The organism is Lacticaseibacillus thailandensis DSM 22698 = JCM 13996 (genome assembly GCF_001436135.1).
In the GTDB taxonomy this organism is placed as follows: Bacteria; Bacillota; Bacilli; order Lactobacillales; family Lactobacillaceae; genus Lacticaseibacillus; species Lacticaseibacillus thailandensis.
The window spans coordinates 205,244-228,592 of the sequence record NZ_AYZK01000001.1; the positions used below are offsets into that span (position 1 = coordinate 205,244).

At 53.8% G+C, this 23,349-nt stretch carries 23 protein-coding genes and 1 riboswitch; of the genes, 22 read left to right on the forward strand and 1 reads right to left on the reverse strand.

All coding sequences use genetic code 11. From position 1 onward, the window contains the following. Nucleotides 1-55: 55 nt before the first annotated feature. The 12 genes from FD19_RS00940 (at nucleotide 56) to thiT (ending at nucleotide 12,566) form a co-directional block, all read left to right on the forward strand. Nucleotides 56-2,716, forward strand: coding sequence for a valine--tRNA ligase (locus FD19_RS00940; RefSeq protein ID WP_056968909.1), 2,661 nt, complete (start codon nucleotides 56-58; stop codon nucleotides 2,714-2,716). Between the two features lie 197 nt (nucleotides 2,717-2,913). Continuing rightward, nucleotides 2,914-4,209 (forward strand): bifunctional folylpolyglutamate synthase/dihydrofolate synthase, encoded by a 1,296-nt coding sequence (locus tag FD19_RS00945; protein WP_054749280.1) that lies wholly within the window; start codon nucleotides 2,914-2,916, stop codon nucleotides 4,207-4,209. Nucleotides 4,210-4,256: 47 nt separating this feature from the next. After that, complete coding sequence (locus tag FD19_RS00950) at nucleotides 4,257-4,907, forward strand: JAB domain-containing protein (protein ID WP_056968910.1); 651 nt, start codon at nucleotides 4,257-4,259, stop codon at nucleotides 4,905-4,907. A gap of 212 nt (nucleotides 4,908-5,119) precedes the next feature. Then, nucleotides 5,120-6,121, forward strand: a complete 1,002-nt coding sequence (locus tag FD19_RS00955) for a rod shape-determining protein (RefSeq protein ID WP_054749283.1) — start codon at nucleotides 5,120-5,122, stop codon at nucleotides 6,119-6,121. Nucleotides 6,122-6,263: 142 nt separating this feature from the next. Further along, the gene (mreC, locus tag FD19_RS00960) at nucleotides 6,264-7,121 is read left to right on the forward strand and encodes a rod shape-determining protein MreC (RefSeq protein WP_056968911.1); all 858 of its coding nucleotides are present in this window, start codon (nucleotides 6,264-6,266) and stop codon (nucleotides 7,119-7,121) included. Between the two features lie 4 nt (nucleotides 7,122-7,125). Continuing rightward, a complete protein-coding gene (gene mreD, locus FD19_RS00965) occupies nucleotides 7,126-7,653 on the forward strand; it encodes a rod shape-determining protein MreD (protein ID WP_054749284.1) in 528 nt (175 codons plus the stop codon). Between the two features lie 22 nt (nucleotides 7,654-7,675). Further along, the gene (locus tag FD19_RS00970; RefSeq protein ID WP_054749285.1) at nucleotides 7,676-8,332 is read left to right on the forward strand and encodes a septum site-determining protein MinC; all 657 of its coding nucleotides are present in this window, start codon (nucleotides 7,676-7,678) and stop codon (nucleotides 8,330-8,332) included. Then, the gene (gene minD, locus FD19_RS00975) at nucleotides 8,332-9,123 is read left to right on the forward strand and encodes a septum site-determining protein MinD (protein ID WP_054749286.1); all 792 of its coding nucleotides are present in this window, start codon (nucleotides 8,332-8,334) and stop codon (nucleotides 9,121-9,123) included. The genes FD19_RS00970 and minD overlap by 1 nt, the downstream gene beginning before the upstream one ends. A 508-nt stretch (nucleotides 9,124-9,631) precedes the next feature. Further along, nucleotides 9,632-10,288, forward strand: a complete 657-nt coding sequence (locus FD19_RS00980; protein WP_054749287.1) for an amino acid ABC transporter permease — start codon at nucleotides 9,632-9,634, stop codon at nucleotides 10,286-10,288. A gap of 11 nt (nucleotides 10,289-10,299) precedes the next feature. Further along, a complete protein-coding gene (locus FD19_RS00985) occupies nucleotides 10,300-10,935 on the forward strand; it encodes an amino acid ABC transporter ATP-binding protein (protein WP_056968912.1) in 636 nt (211 codons plus the stop codon). A gap of 3 nt (nucleotides 10,936-10,938) precedes the next feature. Beyond that, nucleotides 10,939-11,754 (forward strand): amino acid ABC transporter substrate-binding protein, encoded by an 816-nt coding sequence (locus tag FD19_RS00990; protein ID WP_056969140.1) that lies wholly within the window; start codon nucleotides 10,939-10,941, stop codon nucleotides 11,752-11,754. A gap of 106 nt (nucleotides 11,755-11,860) precedes the next feature. Next, a riboswitch (TPP riboswitch) is annotated at nucleotides 11,861-11,948 on the forward strand. A gap of 57 nt (nucleotides 11,949-12,005) precedes the next feature. Beyond that, nucleotides 12,006-12,566, forward strand: a complete 561-nt coding sequence (thiT, locus tag FD19_RS00995; protein ID WP_054749288.1) for an energy-coupled thiamine transporter ThiT — start codon at nucleotides 12,006-12,008, stop codon at nucleotides 12,564-12,566. A 63-nt stretch (nucleotides 12,567-12,629) separates the two neighbouring features. On the opposite strand, the gene FD19_RS09525 is transcribed toward thiT, so the two are convergent. Beyond that, the gene (locus tag FD19_RS09525; RefSeq protein WP_082383742.1) at nucleotides 12,630-12,773 is read right to left on the reverse strand and encodes a DUF4044 domain-containing protein; all 144 of its coding nucleotides are present in this window, start codon (nucleotides 12,771-12,773) and stop codon (nucleotides 12,630-12,632) included. Between the two features lie 235 nt (nucleotides 12,774-13,008). On the opposite strand from FD19_RS09525, the gene FD19_RS01000 reads away from it, so the two are divergent. The 10 genes from FD19_RS01000 (at nucleotide 13,009) to ftsA (ending at nucleotide 23,319) form a co-directional block, all read left to right on the forward strand. Further along, nucleotides 13,009-13,338, forward strand: a complete 330-nt coding sequence (locus FD19_RS01000) for a hypothetical protein (protein ID WP_054749289.1) — start codon at nucleotides 13,009-13,011, stop codon at nucleotides 13,336-13,338. Nucleotides 13,339-13,579: 241 nt separating this feature from the next. Further along, nucleotides 13,580-14,011, forward strand: coding sequence for a division/cell wall cluster transcriptional repressor MraZ (gene mraZ, locus FD19_RS01005; protein ID WP_054749290.1), 432 nt, complete (start codon nucleotides 13,580-13,582; stop codon nucleotides 14,009-14,011). A 2-nt stretch (nucleotides 14,012-14,013) separates the two neighbouring features. Further along, entirely contained in the window at nucleotides 14,014-14,949 is a 936-nt protein-coding gene (rsmH, locus tag FD19_RS01010; protein WP_054749291.1) for a 16S rRNA (cytosine(1402)-N(4))-methyltransferase RsmH, read from the forward strand. A 12-nt stretch (nucleotides 14,950-14,961) separates the two neighbouring features. Continuing rightward, nucleotides 14,962-15,333: a cell division protein FtsL gene (gene ftsL2, locus FD19_RS01015; RefSeq protein ID WP_054749292.1), complete on the forward strand. Its 372-nt coding sequence runs from the start codon at nucleotides 14,962-14,964 to the stop codon at nucleotides 15,331-15,333. Then, nucleotides 15,330-17,486, forward strand: a complete 2,157-nt coding sequence (locus tag FD19_RS01020) for a penicillin-binding protein (protein ID WP_056968913.1) — start codon at nucleotides 15,330-15,332, stop codon at nucleotides 17,484-17,486. Before ftsL2 ends, FD19_RS01020 begins: the two co-directional genes overlap by 4 nt. Before the next feature lie 15 nt (nucleotides 17,487-17,501). Further along, the gene (gene mraY, locus FD19_RS01025; protein WP_056968914.1) at nucleotides 17,502-18,467 is read left to right on the forward strand and encodes a phospho-N-acetylmuramoyl-pentapeptide-transferase; all 966 of its coding nucleotides are present in this window, start codon (nucleotides 17,502-17,504) and stop codon (nucleotides 18,465-18,467) included. A gap of 76 nt (nucleotides 18,468-18,543) precedes the next feature. Beyond that, the gene (gene murD / locus FD19_RS01030; RefSeq protein WP_054749293.1) at nucleotides 18,544-19,902 is read left to right on the forward strand and encodes a UDP-N-acetylmuramoyl-L-alanine--D-glutamate ligase; all 1,359 of its coding nucleotides are present in this window, start codon (nucleotides 18,544-18,546) and stop codon (nucleotides 19,900-19,902) included. Nucleotides 19,903-19,935: 33 nt separating this feature from the next. Beyond that, nucleotides 19,936-21,033 carry an undecaprenyldiphospho-muramoylpentapeptide beta-N-acetylglucosaminyltransferase gene (murG, locus tag FD19_RS01035; protein ID WP_056968915.1) on the forward strand — a complete coding sequence of 366 codons (1,098 nt, stop codon included), beginning with the start codon at nucleotides 19,936-19,938 and terminating at the stop codon, nucleotides 21,031-21,033. A 7-nt stretch (nucleotides 21,034-21,040) separates the two neighbouring features. Next, entirely contained in the window at nucleotides 21,041-21,841 is an 801-nt protein-coding gene (locus FD19_RS01040) for a cell division protein FtsQ/DivIB (RefSeq protein ID WP_056968916.1), read from the forward strand. A gap of 131 nt (nucleotides 21,842-21,972) precedes the next feature. Beyond that, nucleotides 21,973-23,319, forward strand: a complete 1,347-nt coding sequence (ftsA, locus tag FD19_RS01045) for a cell division protein FtsA (protein ID WP_056968917.1) — start codon at nucleotides 21,973-21,975, stop codon at nucleotides 23,317-23,319. Nucleotides 23,320-23,349 lie beyond the last annotated feature (30 nt).

The window sequence follows — 23,349 nt, forward strand, 5'->3', positions numbered from 1 at the left end:
CAGGTTGACGGTATTTTTGCGTGACGATAAGTAAAATTTAACGGGGTGAAGTGATATGACTAAACATGAATTAGCGCCAAAGTACGACCCACAATCCGTCGAAGCGGGACGTTATCAGGAGTGGGTCGACGCGGGCGTCTTTAAGCCTAGTGGTAACAAGCAAGCCAAACCGTACACAATCGTAATTCCGCCGCCAAACGTCACGGGTAAACTGCACATGGGGCACGCTTGGGACACGACGTTGCAGGACATGATCATTCGGCAAAAGCGGATGCAGGGCTACGACACCCTGTACCTCCCGGGGATGGACCATGCTGGGATCGCCACGCAGGCTAAGGTTGAAGCCAAGCTGCGTGAACAGGGTATTACCCGCTACGACCTGGGTCGCGAAAAGTTCGTGGACAAGGTGTGGGAATGGAAGGATGAGTTCAGCAAAATCATCCGGAACCAATGGGGCAAAATGGGCCTATCATTGGACTACGACCGTGAACGGTTCACGCTGGATGCGGGCTTGTCCAAAGCCGTGCGCAAGGTGTTTGTGGACTTGTACAACCAGGGCTTGATTTACCGTGGTGAGTACATTGTTAACTGGGATCCGCAAGCGCGGACTGCCTTATCTGACATTGAAGTCATTCACCAAGATGACAAGGGTGCCTTCTACCACATGATCTACAAATTTGCGGATGGTACGCCGGGTGGCATTGAAATTGCTACGACGCGTCCGGAAACCATGTTTGGTGATACCGCGGTCGCGGTTAATCGCCACGACCCCCGCTATGAAAAGATGATCGGCAAGAAGGTAATCGTGCCCGGCGTCGGCCGCGAAATTCCGATTATTGCCGATGAGCACGCCGATATGGACTTTGGGACCGGGGCCGTTAAGATTACGCCAGCCCACGACCCGAACGACTTCCAGGTTGGTCTGCGCCACGACTTGGAGCGAATCAACTGTATGAATGACGACGGGACCATGAACGATGAAGCCGGTAAGTACGCCGGGATGGACCGCTTTGATTGTCGTGAAGCCCTGGTTAAGGATCTGCAGGCATCTGGCGACTTAATTAAGATCGAGCCAATCGTCCACTCCGTTGGTCACTCCGAACGGACGGGTGTGCAGGTGGAAGCCCGTCTGTCGACCCAGTGGTTCGTCAAGATGAAGCCGTTAGCCGAGAAGCTCTTGGCCAACCAAAAGACGGACAACAAGGTCGACTTTGTACCAGGCCGGTTTGAACACACCCTGACTAACTGGATGGAGAATATTCACGACTGGGTTATTTCCCGGCAGCTATGGTGGGGCCACCGCATTCCTGCCTGGTTTAACAAGGAAACTGGTGAAATGTATGTCGGGATGGAAGCGCCCAAGGACGCTGAGAACTGGGAACAGGATCCTGACGTGCTGGACACCTGGTTTAGTTCTGCACTGTGGCCATTCTCCACTTTGGGGTGGCCGGATACTGACGCTGCGGATTACAAGCGCTACTACCCAACCAACACGCTGGTGACTGGCTATGACATTATCCCGTTCTGGGTAGCGCGGATGATGTTCCAGGGTCTGCACTTTACCGGTCAGCGGCCGTTTGAACACGTATTGATTCACGGGTTGATGCGCGATGAGCAGGGTCGCAAGATGAGTAAGTCCCTGGGGAACGGGATCGACCCGATCGACGTGATCAACAAGTACGGGACTGACGCCTTGCGGTGGTTCCTGGCTAATGGGACGACGCCAGGTCAGGATGCGCGGTTCAGTTACACCCAGATGGACTCCGCGTGGAACTTCATCAACAAAATTTGGAATGTATCGCGCTACATCATGATGAACCTGGACGATGACCAGGCACCAGCCCACATGCCGGATACCAGCAAATTTGACTTGGCGGACAAGTGGATCTTTGCCGAACTGAACCGGACTGTGGCGAGTGTCACCGCTAAGTTTGATAAGTTTGAGTTTGGTGAAGCTGGACGTGACCTGTACAACTTTATCTGGAGCGAATTTGCTGATTGGTACATTGAAATCAGCAAGGCCACGTTGACCGGTGACGATGAGGCCGCCAAGGCCGAGAAGCGTAACAACCTAGTTTACGTATTGGACCAGATTCTACGGCTGTTGCATCCAATCATGCCGTTCGTCACCGAAAAGCTGTGGCTGACCATGCCGCATAAGGGCGATTCGATCGTTACTGCGGCCTACCCAGTGGTGCACGCAGAATTTGCGGACGATGAAGCCGTGGCGGAGATGACTAACGTGCTGGACCTGATTCGGGCCGTACGGAAGATTCGGAACGACGTGAACGCACCGTTGAGTACACCAATCGACGTGATTATATCCTTGAATGATAACCACCTAGAGGATGCCTTCACCTCGAACCGGGAGGTCTTGGACCGCTTCCTGCACACCAAGACCCTGGAAATCCTGCCTGAAGGCGCTGAGGTTAAGGAAGCGCAGAAGTCCGCTTCAGCCGTGATGGCTGGCGCCACGGTCTACGTACCGTTAGCCGAACTGGTCGACTTTGACAAGGAAACTGCCCGGTTGCAGAAAACCCTCAAGAAGTTGGATGGTGAGATTACCCGCATTGACAAGAAGTTGGGTAACCCTGGGTTCATTAAGAACGCGCCAGACGCCGTGATTGAGGAGCAGAAGCAGAAGCGGGCCGGCTTTGTGGCTGAGCAAAACGCCGCTAACGAGCGTCTCGCGCAACTTGATGCCGCTCAAAAGTAAACGTAGTCACTAACCGCCGTGAACGGGAGCCACATAAACCCGTTGCGGCGGTTTTGTTATGGCTGCAATTGGGTTTGAACGATAAATACCCACGTTGAGCATGGTAAAATAAGGCTAACGAGCAAGCGGCTTGGGGGTTGATCAGCCACCGTTATGCGTGTGCACGGGTAACGTTCAGAGCGATAGGAGGACGAACGATGTTTACTGATTATGACGGCGCGTTGGCGTTTATTCACAATTTACCCCGCTTAACCAAAACGGCAGACCACACGAACCTGCTGAAGGTGTTGGCGGCACTGGACCATCCTGAGCGCCACGGCCACTTTATTCACGTGACCGGGACGAATGGTAAGGGTTCCACCACCAACATGATTGCGAGCATCTTGCAACGGAGCGGGTTGACCGTGGGAATGTTTACATCACCATTTATTAACCGGTTTAACGAGCGCATTCAGATTGACCGTACCCCTATTAGTGATGCGGAGTTGCTTAATTTGGCGCAACAGGTGGCCGGCATTTATACGGAATTGCGGGCCCAGGATTCGGACTTTGTCCTCAAGGAGTTTGAATTTGTGACCGCGATGGGCTTTGCGGCGTTCGCGCAACATAACGTGGACGTAGCGGTGATCGAGGTGGGTATCGGTGGTGCCCATGACGCCACCACGGTGATTCAGCCCGACGTGGCCGTCATTACGAACGTGGCGTTGGACCATACCCGCATCTTGGGACACACCATTGCGGCCATTGCGACTGAAAAATCGGGTATCATCAAGTCCGGTTGCGATACGGTGACGGCGGATTTAGTGGCCGACGCGATGGGACCCGTGCGCGAACGTACCACTGCCGTGGGCAGTAAGTTGGCCAGCCTGGGTGATGCGTTTGCAATTAGTGGTGTGCACTATAAGAATGGTGGTACGGCCTTCAAGTACCAGGATGGTGAGGGTAGTTTGTCGGGGCTGTGGGTTCCTTTGGCTGGGGATTACCAGGCCCACAATGCTGCGGTGGCGGTACGGGCAGCTAAAACCTATGCCCGGCGGCAGCAGTGGCCGCTCAAGCCGATGGAAATAAAGCGCGGCTTGCAGGCAGCCACCGTGCCGGCCCGCATGGAGGTCATCAGTACCGAACCGACCATCGTCCTGGATGGTGCGCACAATCCGGACGGGATGCGCCATGCACTTGGGGCCGTCAGCCTCTTTGGCGGTGCTGGTGACGTGGTCATTATCGCGGGCATTTTGCACGATAAGGATCTGGACACAATGATGGGCCAGCTGGCCCGCACCGAGTGGCCGGTGATTTACGTGCCAGTACCGGATAATCCCCGGGCGGCCACGGCAACTGAGTATACCGCGGTGGATTCCGACGCGGACGTATCGCCTAGCTGGCAGGACGCATTGGCGTTGATCCTCGCTGGTGACGCGAGCCGGACCGTGGTAATCATGGGCTCGCTCTACCTCGTGAGTGATGTCCGGCAAACTTTGTTGGGCACCAAGTAGTTGTTAAACGCCTGCTTGCGAAATATCTTTGCAAGGAGGTGGTAGTCTTGACCCAAAATGAATCGGCCACTGTGACCCCAACGGCCGCCAACTTGTTGGCCGACCACGAATTATTGACCGCCGCGGTACGTACTGCGGGGGCGGCGGACGTGAGCCAGGCGGTCCAATCACTGCAACAGCGGTATCCAGATATGGAACGTTTAGCGGCGGCAACCGCGGCGGACCTCGCTATGTTAGCGGGCGTTAGTGACGTGGTGGCGCGCAAGGTGAGGCTTATGCTGGAGTTAGGGGCTCGCGCTCAAGCTCGCCTCGCTGTTCGCCATGGTAAGGTGGTGAGTGCGGGGGAGTTGGGTGCAACCATGATGCGGCGTTTTGCCGGGTACGCTCATGAAGAGATGTTAGTGCTGTACTTGGACGTGAAAAACCAGGTGATCAAGCAGGAGACCGTGTCGATTGGTGGCATCGAAAGTAGCCTCATTGACCAGCGAGTCTTGTTGCGACAGGCGTTGGTGTACGGGGCCGCGCAGATATTGATGGTGCACAACCACCCCAGCGGTGACCCAGAACCTAGTCCGGCCGACATCGAGGTGACGGCCAGTGTGCTGGAAGCCAGTAACATGGTCGGGATCGCCTTGGTGGACCACCTTGTCATTGGTAGTACGGATTACGTCTCGTTTCGTGAACACGGCTATATTTAGAAAACTTGTTTGTTGGTGGTGCGGTGGTGATGCCGCACTGCCTTTTTGTGTTGCACCGCCCAGATTTTCCAAGTGGGTCCTGAAAATATTATTCTGGGATTATAAAGAAAGAATAAGACTATGTAATTTTCATCAGCGAGCATTGGTATCAACGGTAACTGTGATATACTGCTTTTGTTAGAATTTTCATGATGCCCAAAGGAGAGAACGGCTTGTTTGGATTAGGGACTAAAAATATCGGAATTGATTTAGGTACGGCGAACACCTTGGTTTACGTTGAGGGTAAGGGCATTGTCTTGCGCGAGCCTTCCGTTGTGGCTAAGGAAACCCACACGGGTGAAATCACCGCGGTCGGCACCGAAGCACGAGACATGATTGGACGGACGCCAGTTAATTTGACGGCCATCCGGCCAATGAAAGACGGGGTGATTGCCGACTACGACACCACCGCGGCCATGCTGAAGTACTTTATCCAAAAGGCGTTGGGCGGCAATTCCCACCCGTACGTAATGGTTTGTGTGCCCAGCGGCGTTACCGAGGTTGAAAAGCGTGCCGTGATTGATGCCGCTAAGGTGGCTGGTGCCAAGGAAGCATACGTGATTGAAGAACCGTACGCTGCTGCTATCGGTGCTGGGTTGCCCGTAATGGACCCTACTGGCAGTATGGTCGTTGATATCGGTGGTGGGACCACTGATGTGGCCACCATCTCTTTGGGCGGGATTGTTTCCAGCCGGTCCATCCGGATGGCTGGTGACAAGATCGACGAAGCTATTATTACTTACGTACGTCAGAAGTTCAGTCTGCTCATTGGTGAGCGGACGGCGGAAGACATTAAGATTGCCATTGGTTCCGCATCGGTTGAAGAAGCTAAGGATATTGAAGGCACCTCAATTCGTGGGCGGAACCTCCTGACCGGTTTGCCCGAAACGGTGGACATTGAGGCGGTGGACGTCGCTAAAGCCATCAACGAAATCGTCCAGGAAATCATTACGGCCATCAAGGAGACGTTGGAAGAAACTTCTCCTGAAATTGCCGCTGACGTGATTGACCACGGCATTGTTCTGACTGGCGGTGGTGCTCTCTTGAAGGGTATTGACGGTGTCATTAGTGACGCAACGAAAGTGCCAGTCTTTATTGCGCAGGACCCACTGGATTGTGTTGCCACCGGTACCGGTGAATCCCTGAAGAACATCGAAGCGATGAAGAAGAAGTAGAGTAGCAGGGAGGGCCGGGACAAGTTTTTTGCCCCGGCCTTTTTTGATGAGGCGGGTCCGGACCCTGACTGCGGGGTCACGCAGATCCGCGTGCTGAACGCCAGGAGAAGCAGGGCGATGAATGTCGCCCTGGAGGGGAAGCATGCAAAAGTTTTTTTCAAACAAACGGTTAATTATACTCATGGTGTCGCTACTAGTCTGCGTGGGCTTAATTGCGGCATCTGTAAGTGTACGCAACGATAAAAATACGCCACCAGTTGTTCAGCAGGTGGGTAATGACGTAGTGGGCATCACCAGTTGGGTGGTCGCGTTACCCGCCAACGGCATCAGTCACGGGTTGGATGACGTGGCGAACCTGTTCAATACTTACTCCGAAAACGAGCGGTTGAAGTCGAGCCTAGATGATTTAGCCCAGACCAAGGTACAAAATCAGTCGTTACGGCAAGAGAACAAGCAGCTAAAAAAAGAACTGAAGTTGAAGGCCACACTGACGGATTACAGCACCATGTCAGCAGCGGTAATCTCGCGTTCTCCATCCGACTGGACAAACACGGTGGTCATTAATAAGGGTTCCGTGGCAGGAATTCGTAAAAATATGCCCGTGATGTCTGGCTCGGGCCTGGTCGGCCGAATCGTTGAGGTGAACAAGACTAATTCCAAAGTTGAAATGATCAGTACTAATAGCTCGACTGCCAATCGGTTTGCGGCGGAAGTGGTGCGCACTAGCGGTAAGGCGGTCAACGGGGTCATCACCGGTTATAACAAGGCCCGCGGTGAGCTCGTTTTGGGGCAAATTGCGACAAACCAGACCATCAAAAAAGGTAGTAAGGTCATGACTTCGGGCCTGGGTGGGTTAACGCCGAAGGGCTTGCTCATCGGGACGGTGGCCGCAGTCAAAACTGACAACTACGGCTTGGCTGATAAGGTGTACATCAAGCCTGCTGGTAACCTGGACGATATGGACGTTGTGACCGTCATTAAGCGGACAATTGGGGGGTAACGTCGTGGACGAAAAGAGATTTACCCGTCACTGGGTCGCCATTGTGACCGTCTACCTGGCCGTATTGCTTGATGGCGCCCTATCGCACGTCTTGGGCCAGTGGATCATGCGGCCAACTTACACGGGGGTACCACAACTAACGCTGTTAAGTCTGGTGTTGGTGGTCATCTTTGTGCCCCAGGAAACGTGGACGATGGCAATTGCCATTGGTGCTGGTCTGATCACTGATTGTTTTTACACGGGCATTCTGGGCGTGAATACGTTCATTATTCCGTTGATTGTGTTCGTGGTCATGCAGGTGCGGCCCATTATTCCGCGTAAGTGGCTGTTTGTCTGGGCAGTGTGCGTGATTGCCGAGACCCTGCAGGAAGTGGCGAACTACGTGGTGGCATTGATGTTGGGTAGTACCACTGCATCGGTGGGGGCACTGATTTCGGAACATATCGCGCCCGGGTTGACCGTGAATATTATTCTTTTTGCGATTATCTACTACGCTTTGTCACGATTACTGGTAAAATTAACGCAAGACTAATAACTGGATGGAGGGGTGCGTTGTGGACGCTGTTGTGTTGAAGGCCAGCTCGGAGGGATTCACCCTGCGGCTGGACGAAAACGCCAGCTTTGACGCTATTGTGGCGCAGCTGCATGATCTAATCGCGCATTTGTACGCGGAGACACCCGAAGGTAACGTTAGTTTTACGGTCACGACGGGCAACCGGTTGTTGACGGAAGATCAACGGCAGCAGCTGGACCATGTGTTTGACGATTATCCGCGTTTCGCGGTCAGTGCTTTGACCGCGGACGTGATCGATGCCCAGGTTGCAGCGGCCAAAGTCGCGGCGGCCCGGACCCACTTTGCTGGTGGGGTGGTCCGCTCCGGTCAGGACCTACACTATGAGGGCGACGTCGTTTTTACGGGTGTACTCCATCCGGGCGCGAGCATCAAGGCCACTGGTTCGGTATACTTATTGGGTCAGGCCGAGGGTGTGGTTCACGCTGGTTTTCCCGACAATGCCCGTGCCGTGGTGGTGGGCGATATGTCCCATTTAGCCCAGGTACGGTTGGCTGATGCAGTCGCAATTATTGACGAGGAGCACCCCGCAACGGCGGATTGCTGCTACATGGACGACGCACACATGTTGAACTTCGTACCCAGTGTGCAGTTGCAGCAACTGCGGCCGTGGATCTTTGATCAAGTGGAGGATAAATGATGGGAACAAGTTACGTTGTGACCTCAGGCAAGGGTGGGGTCGGTAAAACTACCACCAGTGCTAATATTGGGACGGCTTTGGCATTACGCGGCAAGCGTGTGGTGCTGCTGGATCTGGACATTGGTCTACGCAATTTGGATGCCGTGTTAGGTTTGTCTAATCGCATTATCTACGACATTGTGGATGTTGCCACGGGCCGAGCCAAGTTGCGTCAAGCGCTCATTAAGGATAAGCGGTTCGACGACAATTTATACTTATTGCCGGCTCCCCAGAATGCGGACAAAGACGCGCTGGAGCCCGAACAAGTGGCGGCCATCGTGGCCGAATTGAAGCCCGACTTTGACTTCATCATTCTCGACTCACCAGCCGGGATCGAGCAAGGGTTCCGCAACGCCATTGCCGGCGCTGACGGGGCCATCGTGGTTACTACACCGGAAGTATCGGCCGTCAGTGATGCCGACCGGGTCGTGGGGCTAATCGAACAGTCCAACATGTCGTTACCCCCGAAGTTGATCATCAATCGCGTACGGCCCCACATGGTCCAAAACGGCACCGCGATGGACGTGGATGAGGTAACGCAACATCTAGGAATTGATCTGCTCGGTTTGATCACCGATGATGACGATGTGATCGTGCAGTCCAACAAGGGTGAAACGGTTGTCATGGATCCTGACGATGACGCCAGCAAGCGGTACCGCAACGTGGCGCGCCGCTTGTTGGGTGAGACGGTGGCTTTGCTACCAGTCACGGAACAAAAGACTGGTTTTTGGCACCGCCTATTCCACCGGTAGAGGGTTAAACAAAAAATGAAATTTTGTCGCCGTTGGTAGTTGACATTAGATTTAAGTGAGTGTAGATTAAGAGTCAATCAATTGTTACATAAATCTTTGAACGGAATCGGTTAGGTGCGCTGGTGCACAGAGACCCCGCGTTGCTGGAAAGCGGGGAACCACCATTTAGCCTCACATCCGCGAGTGGGACGTTGAAGTCTGTTAGTAGGCGTCCTCGGTTGGGCCCGTTAGCGCCGTGGTTGTTTGTGCAACCAGTTGAGGTAATACTGGTGACGGTGTTACGTACATGAGGTGGAACCGCGAAATTAAATTCGCCCTCTGATGGCTACGGCCGTCAGGGGGCTTTTTTGTGCTCGTGGGTCTAATCATCGCAACTGGGTGGGCGGCAACCACATGAGGTTAGTCGTGTGAGCGGCTAACGTATCAGAGGTGGAACCGCGCGTGGCGCCCTCTGTGACTACCATGGTAGTCACGGAGGGCGCCTTTTAAATTGAAGGGGGAAATGATTATGGAATACATTATTGGAATTATGCCGGCCCTGTTAAAGGGTACCTGGACCACGTTATGGGTCTTTGTTATTACGTTGATTTGTGCTTTACCCTTAGGCTTGGTATTGTCACCAGGGCTCGGGTCACGGTCCAAGAACCCCCTGGCCGTGGTACTACGCTGGGTGCTGAGCGCGTACACCTGGATTTTCCGGGGGACGCCGTTACTGCTCCAAATGATCTTTATCTTTTATGGTTTGCCGACGATTCACATCGTGTTCGACCGTAACTCTGCGGTCCTGGTCACGTTCATCCTGAACTACGCTGCATACTTCGCTGAAATCTTCCGTGGTGGTTACCAAGCCATCGACAAGGGGCAGTTTGAAGCTGCCACGGTGCTGAAGATGTCCCGGTGGCAAACTTTCCGCTACGTCATCATGGGCCAGATCACCAAGATTGTGTTACCAAGTATTGGTAATGAAACCATTAACCTGATCAAGGATAGTTCGTTGGTGTACGTCATCGGGATTGGCGATCTGCTCCGCGCGGGGAACATTGCCGCTAGCCGTGACGTCACGTTGGTACCGTACCTGTTAGTCGGGCTGATTTACCTGGTACTAACGTTTATCTTGACCATCGCCCAGAAGCGGGTTGAGAAGCGCTTTGCCTTTTACCGTTAGGAGGAATGAACATGCTAGAATTAAGTGGAATTATTAAAAAATTTGGTAGTCGGACCATCCTGAACGGTCTCAACCTGCAGGTGCCTGATAGCCAGACGTTGGCCATCGTGGGTCCTTCCGGGGTTGGTAAAACGACGTTGCTACGCATCATTGCCGGGCTCGAAACGGCGGATGCTGGGACCATCACTTGGGATGGGCAACCAACTACACCCGAACAGTTGCGTGAACAGGGCATCCTTGGGGTGGTGTTCCAGGGCTTTGAATTATTTCCACAGTACACCGTGCGGCGCAATATCACGCTTGCCCCCACATTGACCGGGATTGACAAAGCCGCAGCGGACCAGCGGGCGGATAAGCTGATGCAGCAACTGGAACTGACGGAGCAAGCGGACGCTTATCCGTACACGTTGTCTGGTGGACAAAAGCAGCGGGTCGCGATTGCGCGCGCTTTGGCTTTGGATCCCCAGGTACTCCTCTATGATGAACCTACAAGTGCGTTGGACCCCGCGCTACGCGACAACGTGGCGGGTCTGGTCAACCAGCTCAAGGAGGGCGGCATGACCCAGGTCGTGGTGACTCACGACATGGAGTTTGCCCGGAGTGTGGCGGATAACGTCTTTACGATGCCGACGGGAACGGAGGCGTAAATGATGCGCAAATTTTGGAAGGTAGTAATTGCGGGCTTGTTGGCGCTAGTCGCAGTCACCAACTTATCAGCCTGTGCGCGCACGACGGCTAAGAATTCCTGGCCGCGTATTGAAAAAACTAAGAAGGTCGTTATTGGCTTGGATGATACCTTCGTCCCCATGGGGTTCCGTGAAAAGAATGGTTCCCTGGAGGGCTTCGATATCGATTTAGCGCGAGCCGTCTTCAAGCGCTACGGCATTAAGGCGGACTTCCAGACCATCGACTGGTCCATGAAGGAAACCGAGTTGCGTAACCAAACCATCGACCTGATTTGGAACGGGTACACCGTGACGCCACAACGGAAAAAACAGGTATTGATGTCGCATTCCTACTTGAAGAACTACCAAGTGTTGGTCACCAAGCGGAGCGATAACATTAAGTCCTTTGCCGACATGGCGGGGAAGACGGTTGGTGCCCAGACGGACTCTAGCGGGGCCGCTGATATTGACGCTGAACCGAAGAAGCTTAAGGATATCGTCAAGGGAAAGCAGCCCGTACTGTATGACACTTACGACAAGGCCTTCATCGATTTGAACGCGGGCCGGATTCAGGGCATCGCGATTGATGGGGTGTACGCCCGGTACTACGTCGCCCACCAACCAAATCCCAAGAAGTACCGCATCGTGAATGGTACGTTCCCCGCCGAGCAGTTCGCCGTGGGGATGCGTAAAGGTGACACGGAACTGGACGCAAAAATTAACGCTGGTTTGAAGGCTTTAAAGAAGAACGGCACGATTGCTAAACTACAACGCAAGTGGTTTGGTACGGCAACCAATTAACGTGTTGGGTAATCACTTACGCCCCTAATGTCGACTGATGTTGACGTTAGGGGCGTAAGTGCGTAATCTATGGGTGTAAGTGTGTCATTAAAGTCATGATTTAAAAACCTTCACAAAGGGGTGCCGTGAGGCTGAGAGATACCCTTCGAACCTGTTTCGTTAGTACGAGCGTAGGGATTGTGAATTGGGGCAAAATTGCCTCCTTTGTGGTGGGTCGGTGTCGCTAGACGTTACGCAAAGGAGGCTTTTGTATGGCAAGGGAACGGGTACGAATTATGGTAGAAGTCGCCGTCATGGCGGCGGTTGCGACCGCGTTGCACGTGATCCCCCACACGACGGGGGTGTCAGCAATTGAGTTGGAGTGGGGAATGATTCCCATTGTGGTGCTCGCGCTACGGCGGGGGATGGGCCCAGCAATGATGGGCGGCCTTATCTGGGGCGTGCTGGACATGATTCTGTTTGGCTTGGCCTCAGGGAGCGTGCTGAACCCCATCCAGGGTGTCGTGGAATACCCGATTGCATTCACGTGCGCGGGGTTAGCGGGCGTGGCATACCGTGCGTTTCAGCAGGGTGGGCCTGGGCGCCGCCGTCTCGCGTTGGTGGCGGCGGTGTGTGTTGGTACCTGCGCCAAGTATTTTTGGCACTTCATTGCCGGCTGGATTTTCTGGGGCAGTTACGCGCCGCACGGACAGGCGGCGTGGTTGTACTCGCTAGTTATTAATGGTGGTTCGGCCGTTGTCACGATGGTGGCTACGTTGATTGCCGTCATTCTGGTGGACCGTTTGGCACCGCAATTGTTACGGAAACCGTAAATTTTCAGGGAACGAAAAAAAGCGCGTGCCGCGACGGCACACGCTTTTTAAGTCGATAATTGTTTATTGGAATGCGGACACGGCGGTAAAGACCACACCGAGAACCGTGATGAGAATCATGACCCAAACAAAAACCTGGGTGACGTGTTGAAAAGTGGATTTATGTTCCTTTTCGGCCTTGACCTTGCTGACGTTAACCTTGCTCATACGTACACCTCCGTGACGATTACGTTCTTCCTGTCAGCATTGTACATTGTTTTGCCGGCTTGAGCAAATGGACGGTGAATTAAGTGCGAAGTTGGCGGTGGCGGGGTCGCACAAACCAGGTCAGTAACCACAAGGTCACGATTCTTCCGCCTACCCGAGTCACTCCACGTATACAACCAAAGCGCCACCACAGCACAGAAAAATTTTGGTACAATCTGTTGTAGAGGTGAATTACATGCATACAGTCGGTCTCGTTCTGCCCCTCGTTTGGTTAGTGGTGACGCTAGCACTGTGGGTTTTAGCACATCATCGTCGTGGCCTGCAGCCACTACTGCTCCTGATTCCGGTCGTCAACGCCGTGGGGATCATCTTGTTAACCTGGTCACATCCTGATTATCTGTTCGTGTGCGCCTTTGCCGCCTGCATTGTGGCACTCGTGTGGGTAGGGGTGACCGTGTACCGCGAATATGACCTCTTGTTCAAGCGCTACTTTGTGCAATTAGCTGGTATTTTGGGTGTCCTCTCGACCGTTTGGTGGGTGGGCGCCATCATTTGGACCGCATAATAACACGAACAGAGGTTCGATTTTGGGCTACTGCCCCACATAAATGTCAAAAATAGGGGTACAGTCCCCACCACGTCCCACCAGTCCGTTAAGGCCCAGAAGCCAGTGCTTCTGGGCCCTTTGTTTGGCCAAAATTCAGTCTATTTGACAAAAAAGTTAAATGTGGGGAGAAAATAACACAATTTGTGGTGGGTTGTGGGGGATTGTGGTAACATTGGAAGCATGAAGGGAGGTGTCGTCTATGTTCATGGGTGAATTTCGTCACAACTTGGATGCGAAGGGTCGTTTGATTATCCCAGCGAAGTTTCGTGAACAGTTGGGTGCGGACTTTATTCTCACCCGGGGCATGGACGGCTGTCTCTTCGGTTATCCCCAGTCAGAATGGGCGAAGTTGCAGGAAAAATTACAAACTTTGCCGTTGACCCAAAAGAACGCCCGGACGTTTATCCGGCTCCTGTACTCCGCTGCCACGGAGTGTGAACTGGACAAGCAAGGCCGCATCAACGTGCCCAAGCCATTGATGGCCCACGCCGGCTTGGCCAAAGCCTGCGTGCTGGTGGGGGTAGCCAACCGTATTGAAATTTGGAGTGCGGAACGTTGGGAGCAATTTGCCACGGACGCTGAATCAGACTTTGACGATATTTCGGAAAACTTAATGGACTTCGGGTTATAGCGATGACATATACACATGAAACAGTTTTATTACATGCGGGGGTCCAAGCCCTTGCCGTTAAACCCGATGGTACCTACGTTGATGCCACTTTGGGACGCGCCGGGCACACGCAGTTGATCCTTAGTCACCTGCAGGGTGGGCAGCTTTACTCCTTTGATCAGGACGCTGAGGCCATTGAGGCGGTGCGGCAACAATTACAACCGTTCCCTGCCAACTTACACCTACTACATACGAACTTTCGTCACTTACAGTCGGCGTTAGCAGCTGAGGGTGTGCAGGGGTTCGACGGTATCATCTACGACCTGGGGGTCTCCAGTCCCCAGTTTGATGAGTCAACGCGGGGGTTTTCCTACCGGTTTGACGCGCCGTTGGACATGCGGATGGATCAGTCACAGGCACTGACCGCACGGACCATCGTCAATGAATGGTCATTTGGTGAGCTGGTGCGGATCTTTACCCGTTACGGTGAGGAGCGGTTTGCCAAGCAGATTGCCCGGCAGATTGAACAAGCGCGGGCCAAGCAGCCCATCGAAACCACGTTTGAACTTGTGGACCTCATCAAAGCCGGCATTCCGGCGGCGGCGCGTCGCACGGGCGGGCATCCCGCCAAAAAGGTGTTTCAGGCCATTCGTATCGCGGTTAATGACGAGCTGGGCGCCCTGGAAGAGTCATTGAGCCAAGCCATTGCCACGGTTAATCCAGGTGGGCGCATTGCGGTCATTACGTTCCAGTCCCTGGAAGACCGGCTGGTGAAGACCATGTTTCGGGAACAGACGCAGTTGGCTGATGTGCCACGCGGCCTGCCGGTGATTCCTGAGAGTGCGCAACCCAACTTTCGCCTCGTTGCACGTAAACCGATTTTACCAAGTGATGAAGAAATTAAGCACAACCACCGCGCACACAGCGCCAAACTCCGGGTGCTTGAACGGTTAAAATAGGGGGTAATCATTATGGATAGTACAGCAAGAAATTTTGACGCCACCGCGCCACAGCTCCAGCCAAAACCGCGGCCGCGAGTTCAACCCCAACCGGTTGCCCGTCCGCAGCGGGTACCGTTCAGCATGGTGGAGCGGGCTTTGACCGCTTGCATTGCGGTAGCGGCAGTGGGCTTCGCATTACTTATACTCAGCACCCAATTTAGCGTCGCGGCAACAACGCGTACATATCAGAATTTGCAAAATAAAATTGCGAGTGCCACCGACCGGGTCACCAACTACCAGCAATCGGTGGGTGAACTCACGGCGTCGGGTCGCTTAGCCGCCTTTGCCCAGCAGCACGGGCTGACGGTTAACGACAGTAACATCAAACAGGTTACCAAATGAATAAACAAACAAAACAACGGTTTTCAAAATCGCGCCTCCGGAGGAACCGCCAAGTCTTTGGGTTCTTGATTATGGTGGTTACTCTGGTGTTCTTCTGCGTTTTTGTTTATCGTTTTTGTGTTATTTCCGGGGGCTATGTCGACGCACATAACCTTCGGAAGAGTCGACTAACGCAAGAAACCCGGACCTCCGTGCTGCAGGCCCAACGCGGGAGCATCGTCGACGCTAACGGCAACACCATTGCTACCGCTAGCAAAACTTATTCTATCTACGCTGTCCTGCAGCCCCTATATTCGGGTGACAAGGAAAAACTGGTCAAGGATAAAGAGAAGACGGCCACAATGCTGGCCAAGTACCTACCCATGGCGAAAGACAAGATTTTGGTTTACCTTAATCCCACTAGTAGTAAGACTAAGCAGGTGGAATTTGGTTCGGCGGGTAGTGGCTTGTCACTGGCCATTAAGCAACAGATCAGCCGGTTGAAGCTACCCGGAATTCACTTTACCAGTGAATCATCCCGGCTCTATGAGGATAACGTCTTTGCTTCCCATATTATTGGGCAGACGACCGTAGAGGGTAGCGGGACGAGTGCCAAAATTGTCGGTACGATGGGTTTGGAAAAGTACTTTAACAAACTGCTGGCTGGTAAGAACGGTCACACCTCCAGTCAGGTGGATAATTACGGGTACCAACTGAGTACCAGCAAAGCCAAGACTGTACCCGCCAAGAATGGTGGGACCGTCTATACGACGTTGAACAGTAACCTCCAGAATTACCTGGAATCCTTAATGTCAAAGGTCCAGTCGGAATACAAACCGACGGAAATGACTGCCACGTTAATGAACGCCAAAACGGGCGCCATTATTGCGGCTAGTCAGCGGCCAACATTCTCGTTACAGACAGGGGATGGGGTAAGCGACATGTGGCGGAACGCCCTGGTGCAGGACGCATACGAACCGGGCTCCGTGATGAAAATCATGACCCTATCAGCCGCCATCAATTCCGGTCATTACAACCCGAACGAGTACTACCAATCTGGGAGCATTAAGGTGGGTGGTACTACGCTGTACGACTGGAATCGTAATGGCTGGGGCACCATTCCTCTGTCACAGGCTTTTACCCGTAGTAGCAACGTGGGTATGGTGAAACTAGAACAGGAAATGGGCGGCGCGACCTGGCATCACTACCTCAAGAAATTTGGTTTTGGCCAGAAGACCGGGGTGACCCTGCCAGACGAAAGTTCCGGGACGTTATCCTTTAGCAACGCCACGACACAAGCTACGACGGCTTACGGTCAGGGAATCGACGTCACGGTGATGCAAATGCTACAAGCAATGTCAGCCGTCGCTAACAACGGGGTGATGTTGCGACCACGAATCATTAGTAAGACAGTTAGTGCTAACGGCACGGTGACTAAGTATGGCAAGCAAACTGAGGGCCGCATTATCAAGACCAGTACGGCGAAGGCCGTGCGCAAAGCCATGGTGAAAGTCGTGCAGTCTAGTATTGGGACCGGGAGCGCCTACAAAATGAACGGTGTTGACGTTGGGGTCAAAACCGGGACGGCACAAATTGCCGGTAGCAATGGTTATTTGACCGGCGCTTCCAACTACATCTTTAGCGTGGCGGGGATGGTCCCATCCAAGAATCCCAAGTACCTACTGTACATCACCTTGAAACAGCCGCAGAACTACACCAAGGCCCCTGAGGAAATGATGGCGGAGATTTTTAAGCCGTTGATTACGCGGGCCTTAGCATTGGATGCGGCCAGTGATGACGCGGCTAATGCGACGACGGACAGCACGACCACTAAGATGGTGAGTGTCACCAACAAGAGCACCACGACCGCGCAAAGTACGTTGAGTAACGCCGGCTACCACGTGGCCACAGTGGGGACTGGGAACAAAGTTGTGCAACAATTGCCAGTTGCGGGGCAGACCACACTCAACGGTAGCCGTGTAATTTTACTGACGAATGGTGCTATGACCATGCCCGATGTCAGTGGTTGGTCGAAATCGGATGTGTTAAAATTGGCCCAGATTACCGGAAAGAAATTTAAGTTGAAGGGTTCCGGTTACGCTAGCGCACAAAGCATCAATGCGGGCGCGTTAATCCCTGATACTGGCGGTACGATTACGTTTACCGCACAATAGAAAACGAGGTTTACCATGCAACTTGCACAGATGTTAATTCCTGCGGTGTCGGCTTTCGCCATCACCGTGATCCTCCTGCCGCTATTCATTGGCTTTATGCGGATGAAACACGAAGGACAGACCATTCGCGATGAGGGGCCAAAGTGGCACGCCAAGAAGAATGGTACGCCCACGATGGGTGGGGTAGTCTTCATTCTGGCCATCGTGGTTTCAGCCATATGGGTAGGTGCCTGGACGCGCCAATTGACCCTCAGCGTGTGGGTGGCGCTATTCATCCTGGTACTGTACGGCGTGCTCGGGTTCGTGGATGACTTCGTGAAGGTCGTCAACCACCGTAACTTAGGGTTGCGCGCATGGCAGAAACTTTTGGGCCAACTGATCGGTGCCGCCGTGTTTCTCATTGTCTTTTTGCACGCTGGTTTCACACCCGTGATTACGGTGCCGTTTGTAGGTCCCGTCAACAGTGTGTTGCTATACACCCTGTTTGCGGCGTTCTGGATGGTCGGCTTTAGCAACGCCGTCAACCTGACGGATGGTCTGGACGGTCTGGTGGCCGGCCAGGGGACGGTGGCCTTTGGTACCTACGCCATTATTGCGGCGCATGACCACCGCGTCGACGTGTTGATTATCTGTTTGGTCACGGTGGGGGCGCTGTTGGGCTTCCTGCTGTACAACCACAAACCCGCGAAGATCTTCATGGGTGACGTGGGAAGTCTGGCGCTTGGTGGCATGCTGGCCGTGGTGGCGCTGATGTTACACCGCGAATGGTCGTTGCTGCTGATCGGGATCATCTTTGTTTGTGAAACCGTCAGCGTCATCTTACAGGTGCTGTCCTTTAAGTTAACGGGTAAGCGTATCTTCAAGATGTCGCCGATCCACCACCATTTTGAAATGAGTGGGTGGAGCGAATGGCGCATTGACATTACGTTTTGGATTGTCGGCATCATTGCCAGCTGCCTGTACCTAGGGTTGGCATTATAATTTTCAATTAAGCCACACAAAATCATACTCCGCCGCAGTGACGGGGTCTACATAATAGAAGGAAGTTAAGGGCACAATGAAGCAAATTACGGACTATCAAAATAAGAAGGTCATCGTTCTTGGTTTGGGTAAAAGTGGGGTCAACGCCGCCCGGTTATTAAACAAATTGGGCGCGTTGGTCACGGTCAATGACGCGCAGGACTTTGACAATAATCCTGACGCCCAGGAGTTACTAGCAGAGGGTGTGCGGGTTATCACCGGTGGGCACCCAGTATCGCTACTGGATGAAGACTTTAGTTTGATGGTCAAGAACCCTGGCATTCCGTACAGCAACGTAATGGTCAAGCGGGCTCAAGAGTTAAAACTGCCCATCATTACGGAACCAGAATTGGCCTACCAGGTCTCTGAAGGTGAATGGGTCGGTATTACCGGGACCAACGGGAAAACGACGACCACCACGTTGATCGGGTTAATGCTCAACGAGGGTGGGGTCGAAGCCCATGTGGGCGGTAACATTGGGATCCCCCTGTCGCAGGTTGCCCAGGAGGCTGGGCCCGGGAGTAAGATCGTGGCCGAATTGTCTAGTTTCCAGTTGCTGGGCATTGACCACTTGCGCCCACATGTTGCGGTGTTAAACAACATTTATGAAGCCCACCTGGATTACCATGGTAGTCGGGCCAACTACATCGCCGCCAAAATGCGCATTACGATGAATCAGACCCCGGATGACTACTTTGTCGTGAACTGGGATAAGCAAGAATGGCGTGATCTTGCGCAAAATGTCCGTGCACAGGTCGTTCCCTTCTCCCGGACGGGTGTGGCCGGTGCCCGGGCCGTGGTCGATGGGGATGGTTGGCTGTGCTTTGACGGTGAACGCGTCGTCAAGGCGGACACCATCAAGATTCCTGGCGCCCACAATGTGGAGAACGCCCTGGCCGCCATGAGTGTAGCCAAACTGTACGGCGTTGATAACCAGGCGATTGCCCACGTTCTGGCGACGTTTGGTGGGGTCAAGCACCGGATCCAGTTCGTAAAGGAATTGCACGGACGCCGAATTTACAACGACAGCAAGGCTACTAACGTTGAGGCGGCCAGTGTGGCAATCGTGGCTTTCAAGGCACCGGAAGTGCTAATTGCTGGCGGCCTGGACCGGCACCTGTCAATGGATGCATTAATTCCGTTGTTACAAAAGCACGTGCACGCTTTGGTGACCTATGGGGAAACGGCGCCTTTGATGGTGGCAGTAGCCCAAAAGGCGGGTGTGCCGGACATTAAGCGGGTGGACAACCTGGACGAGGCCGTTCCGGCTGCGTACGCGTTGAGCAACCCTGGTGACGTGCTCTTGCTGTCACCAGCAGCAGCCAGTTGGGATCAATTCCACACCTTTGAGGAACGCGGCGACCGCTTTATCGCCGACGTTGATCAGTTAGGCTAAGCACGTACGCGTAATCATTAAGGAGACAAACTTATGCGGATCATTGTTTCAGGAGGAGGCACGGGTGGTCACATCTACCCGGCGCTAGCCTTGATCGACCGGTTAAAGGAACGCGACTTACTTGACGACGTACTCTACGTTGGCACGCACCGCGGGCTGGAGAATCGGATCGTGCCAGATCACGGAATCGCCTTTGAAACCATTGAAATTGAGGGCTTTCGGCGCAAGCTCAATTGGGCCGGCTTAAAGTACAATGCGCACACGATTCAGTTGTTCCTCAAGAGTGTGGGCGCGGCCAAAAAGATTTTGCGGCGGTTTAAGCCCGACGTGGTTGTTGGTACTGGCGGTTACGTGTCCGCCGCGACGCTTTACGCGGCGGCGCGCCTGCACATCCCAACCGTTATTCATGAATCCAATTCCGTGGCCGGGGTAACCAATAAGTTCTTGGGTCACTTTGTCGACAAGATTGCCATTAGTTTTCCCGAAGTGGCACGTGATTTTCCACGGGCCAAGGTGGTGATCACCGGGAATCCCCGTGCACAGCAGGTAGCGGGACTGTCTCCCAACGACCGGTTGACCGACTTTGGGTTGGACCCGAAGAAACGGACCGTGCTCATTTTTGGTGGTTCGCGGGGGGCACCGATGTTAAACAAAGCCGTGCTGGCGGCGTTGCCGATCTTTGCCCGGAGTGACTACCAAGTACTGTTTGCTACCGGGCGTACGCACTTCAAACGGGTGCGTGAAGACGCAGGGGACGTGGCCCGCAATATCAGCATCGTGCCGTACATCGACCGTATGGAACGGGTGTTGCCTGACGTGCAGCTCTTGGTTAGTCGCAGTGGTGCGACGACCTTAGCCGAAACCACGGCGCTGGGATTGCCATCGATTTTAATTCCTAGTCCCAACGTGACGCACAACCACCAGTTTCACAACGCGCAAGCATTGGCGGATGCGGGTGCGGCGGTCGTAATCACGGAGCCAGAGTTGGCGCAGGAGTTCACGCACACCATTGACGAGTTAATGGGTGATACTGCGCGGCTTGCCGCCATGGCTAAGGCCGCTCGTGGTCAGGGTGTGCCGGACGCCACGGACCGGTTGATCAAAGTCATGCAAGACGTAATGAGGGGGTAGGTGCGCGATGGCGCGTAACGACGATTCTCACGTACCCGGGACGGGTAATTATAAAAATCCAACACCGCATCCGGGCCCACGTGGCGTCGCCGCCCCGTTACCGCATCTGGAAGGGGTGCGTCGCCACCGCTTACGGCGGAACCTGGCGATTTTGTTACCACCACTGATCTTACTGACCCTGGTGACAGGTTACTTGGCGTTGCCGTTTTCCAAAGTAGCAAAGGTGCGGGTTCGTGGTAATCACGCGGTGGCCGCAGTTGTCGTGCAACGGGCTAGTGGGTTGACCGCTAGTAGCCTGATGCCTGCAGTCTGGTTGAACGGGCAACGCGTGAGTCACCTGGTGACTCGGCACGTGACCCGGGTGGCCACAGCCAAGACCCGGGTGACCGGAGCGCGTACGGTGACAATCACCGTGACTGAGCACGCGACGGTCGGGTACGTGCAACGGGGTAACCGCTACCACGCACTGCTGGATGACGGTACGATTTTGGCTCAGGGCCTGTCAGCGCCCAAGAACGGGACCCTGATTTTTAAGGGGTTTGGTTCCGGCCTGCAACGGGTCGTTCGGGTGGTGGCCAAGTTTCCAGCCAACATTCGACGGGATATTTCCGAAATTCAGTCAACCCGTGGTGGGGGGAACCCGTACCAAATCACCATGACCATGAACGACGGCAATACCATCGTGGCTGATAGTCGCACGGTGGGTAAAAAAATAAAGTATTATCCCACCATTATTAAGCAGGTTAATAAAACGGGGACGGTCGATTTAGAGGTTGGTGCATTCTTCACTCCTAAGGCCACCAAATAGCGTTTAAATGCGTCAATATGGGCTTTAACTGGTGCGCATGGGGGAAACAGTGTGGTACACTCAAAGAAGTAATAACAACTATTAAATTGACGATTACGAATAACGAAAAATCTAAAGGAGGGTCCAGATTAATGGCTAATCAAGACATTTATGTCGGCCTGGATATCGGGACCACCTCAATTAAGGTCATTGCTGCCGAAGTTAATTCTGGACAGATGAGTGTGATTGGCATGGGGAATCAACACTCGAGCGGCTTGTCCCGTGGGGTGATTGTGGATATTGACCAGGCGGCCACGGCCATTAAAGCTGCCGTGCAGCAGGCCGCAGATAAGGCCAGCATCACCATTAACCAGGTGGTTGTGGGGGTACCGGCTAGCCTGTTACAGATTGAGCGGGTCACCGGGATGATTGCGGTTGGTGAAACCAGCAAGGAAATTAACGATGCGGATGTGCGCAACGTGGCCGCTACGGCCATGATGCGTAATCTGCCGCCAGAGCGTGAGGTCATTGCGGTTATTCCTAGTCAGTTCACCGTTGATGGCTTTGATGGTATCCAGGATCCCCGTGGCATGATTGGCGTCCGGGTCGAAATGCAGGGCCTGTTGCTGACCGTACCGAAGACCGTGGTGCACAATATCAAGCGGGCGGTTGCTAAAGCGGGGTTGGCTATTCAACAACTCGTGGTCAACCCGTTGGCGTTGGGCGAGTACATACTTTCTGATGGTGAGCAGGATTTTGGGACCGTGATCGTCGACCTCGGTGGGGGACAAACTACTGCCGCCGTAATTCACGACCACAAGCTAAAGTTCACGTACGCTGACCGTGAGGGTGGCGAAAACATCACGAAGGATATTTCCATCGTGCTTAACACTGATTACACGTCAGCCGAGAAGCTGAAGCGTGACTTTGGTAATGCGGATTCCCTCAGCACGAGTGAGGATGAGACTTTCCCCGTTACGGTAGTGGGCAAACCGAACCCGGCCATGATTTCCGAGAAGTACTTATCAGAAATCATTGAAGCGCGGGTCACGCAAATCTTTAACCGGGTCCATGAGGCGTTGGAAGATGCGCACGCCTTGGACTTGCCAGGGGGAATTGTTATCACCGGTGGGACCGCGGCGCTGCCGGGCATCACGGCGTTGGCCAAGGATGTGTTCCAGTGTGAAGTTAAGTTGTACATGCCGTCAGAAGTGGGGTTACGGCACCCGTCCTTTAGTCAGGCGTTAGCCCTGATCAAGGCGGCGGCTGCCATGACAGACATCGACAAATTGGCTAACAGCGCGGTTAGCCAAGCCGATGCCTCTGCCGGTCAGGCGCAGCAAAGTCCCACTGAGCAGCCCCGGTTAGTGCGTCAACCGGCTGCGGGGCAAACGCAGCAGGAACAAACGTCACCGGATGTAGCTGACCAGCAAGAGGAGCAACCAAAGAAGAAGACGGGTAAAAAGATTCGTCACTTCTTTAGCTCGTTCTTTGAATAATCGTAAATATCACCCCTAGTAGGAGGAACG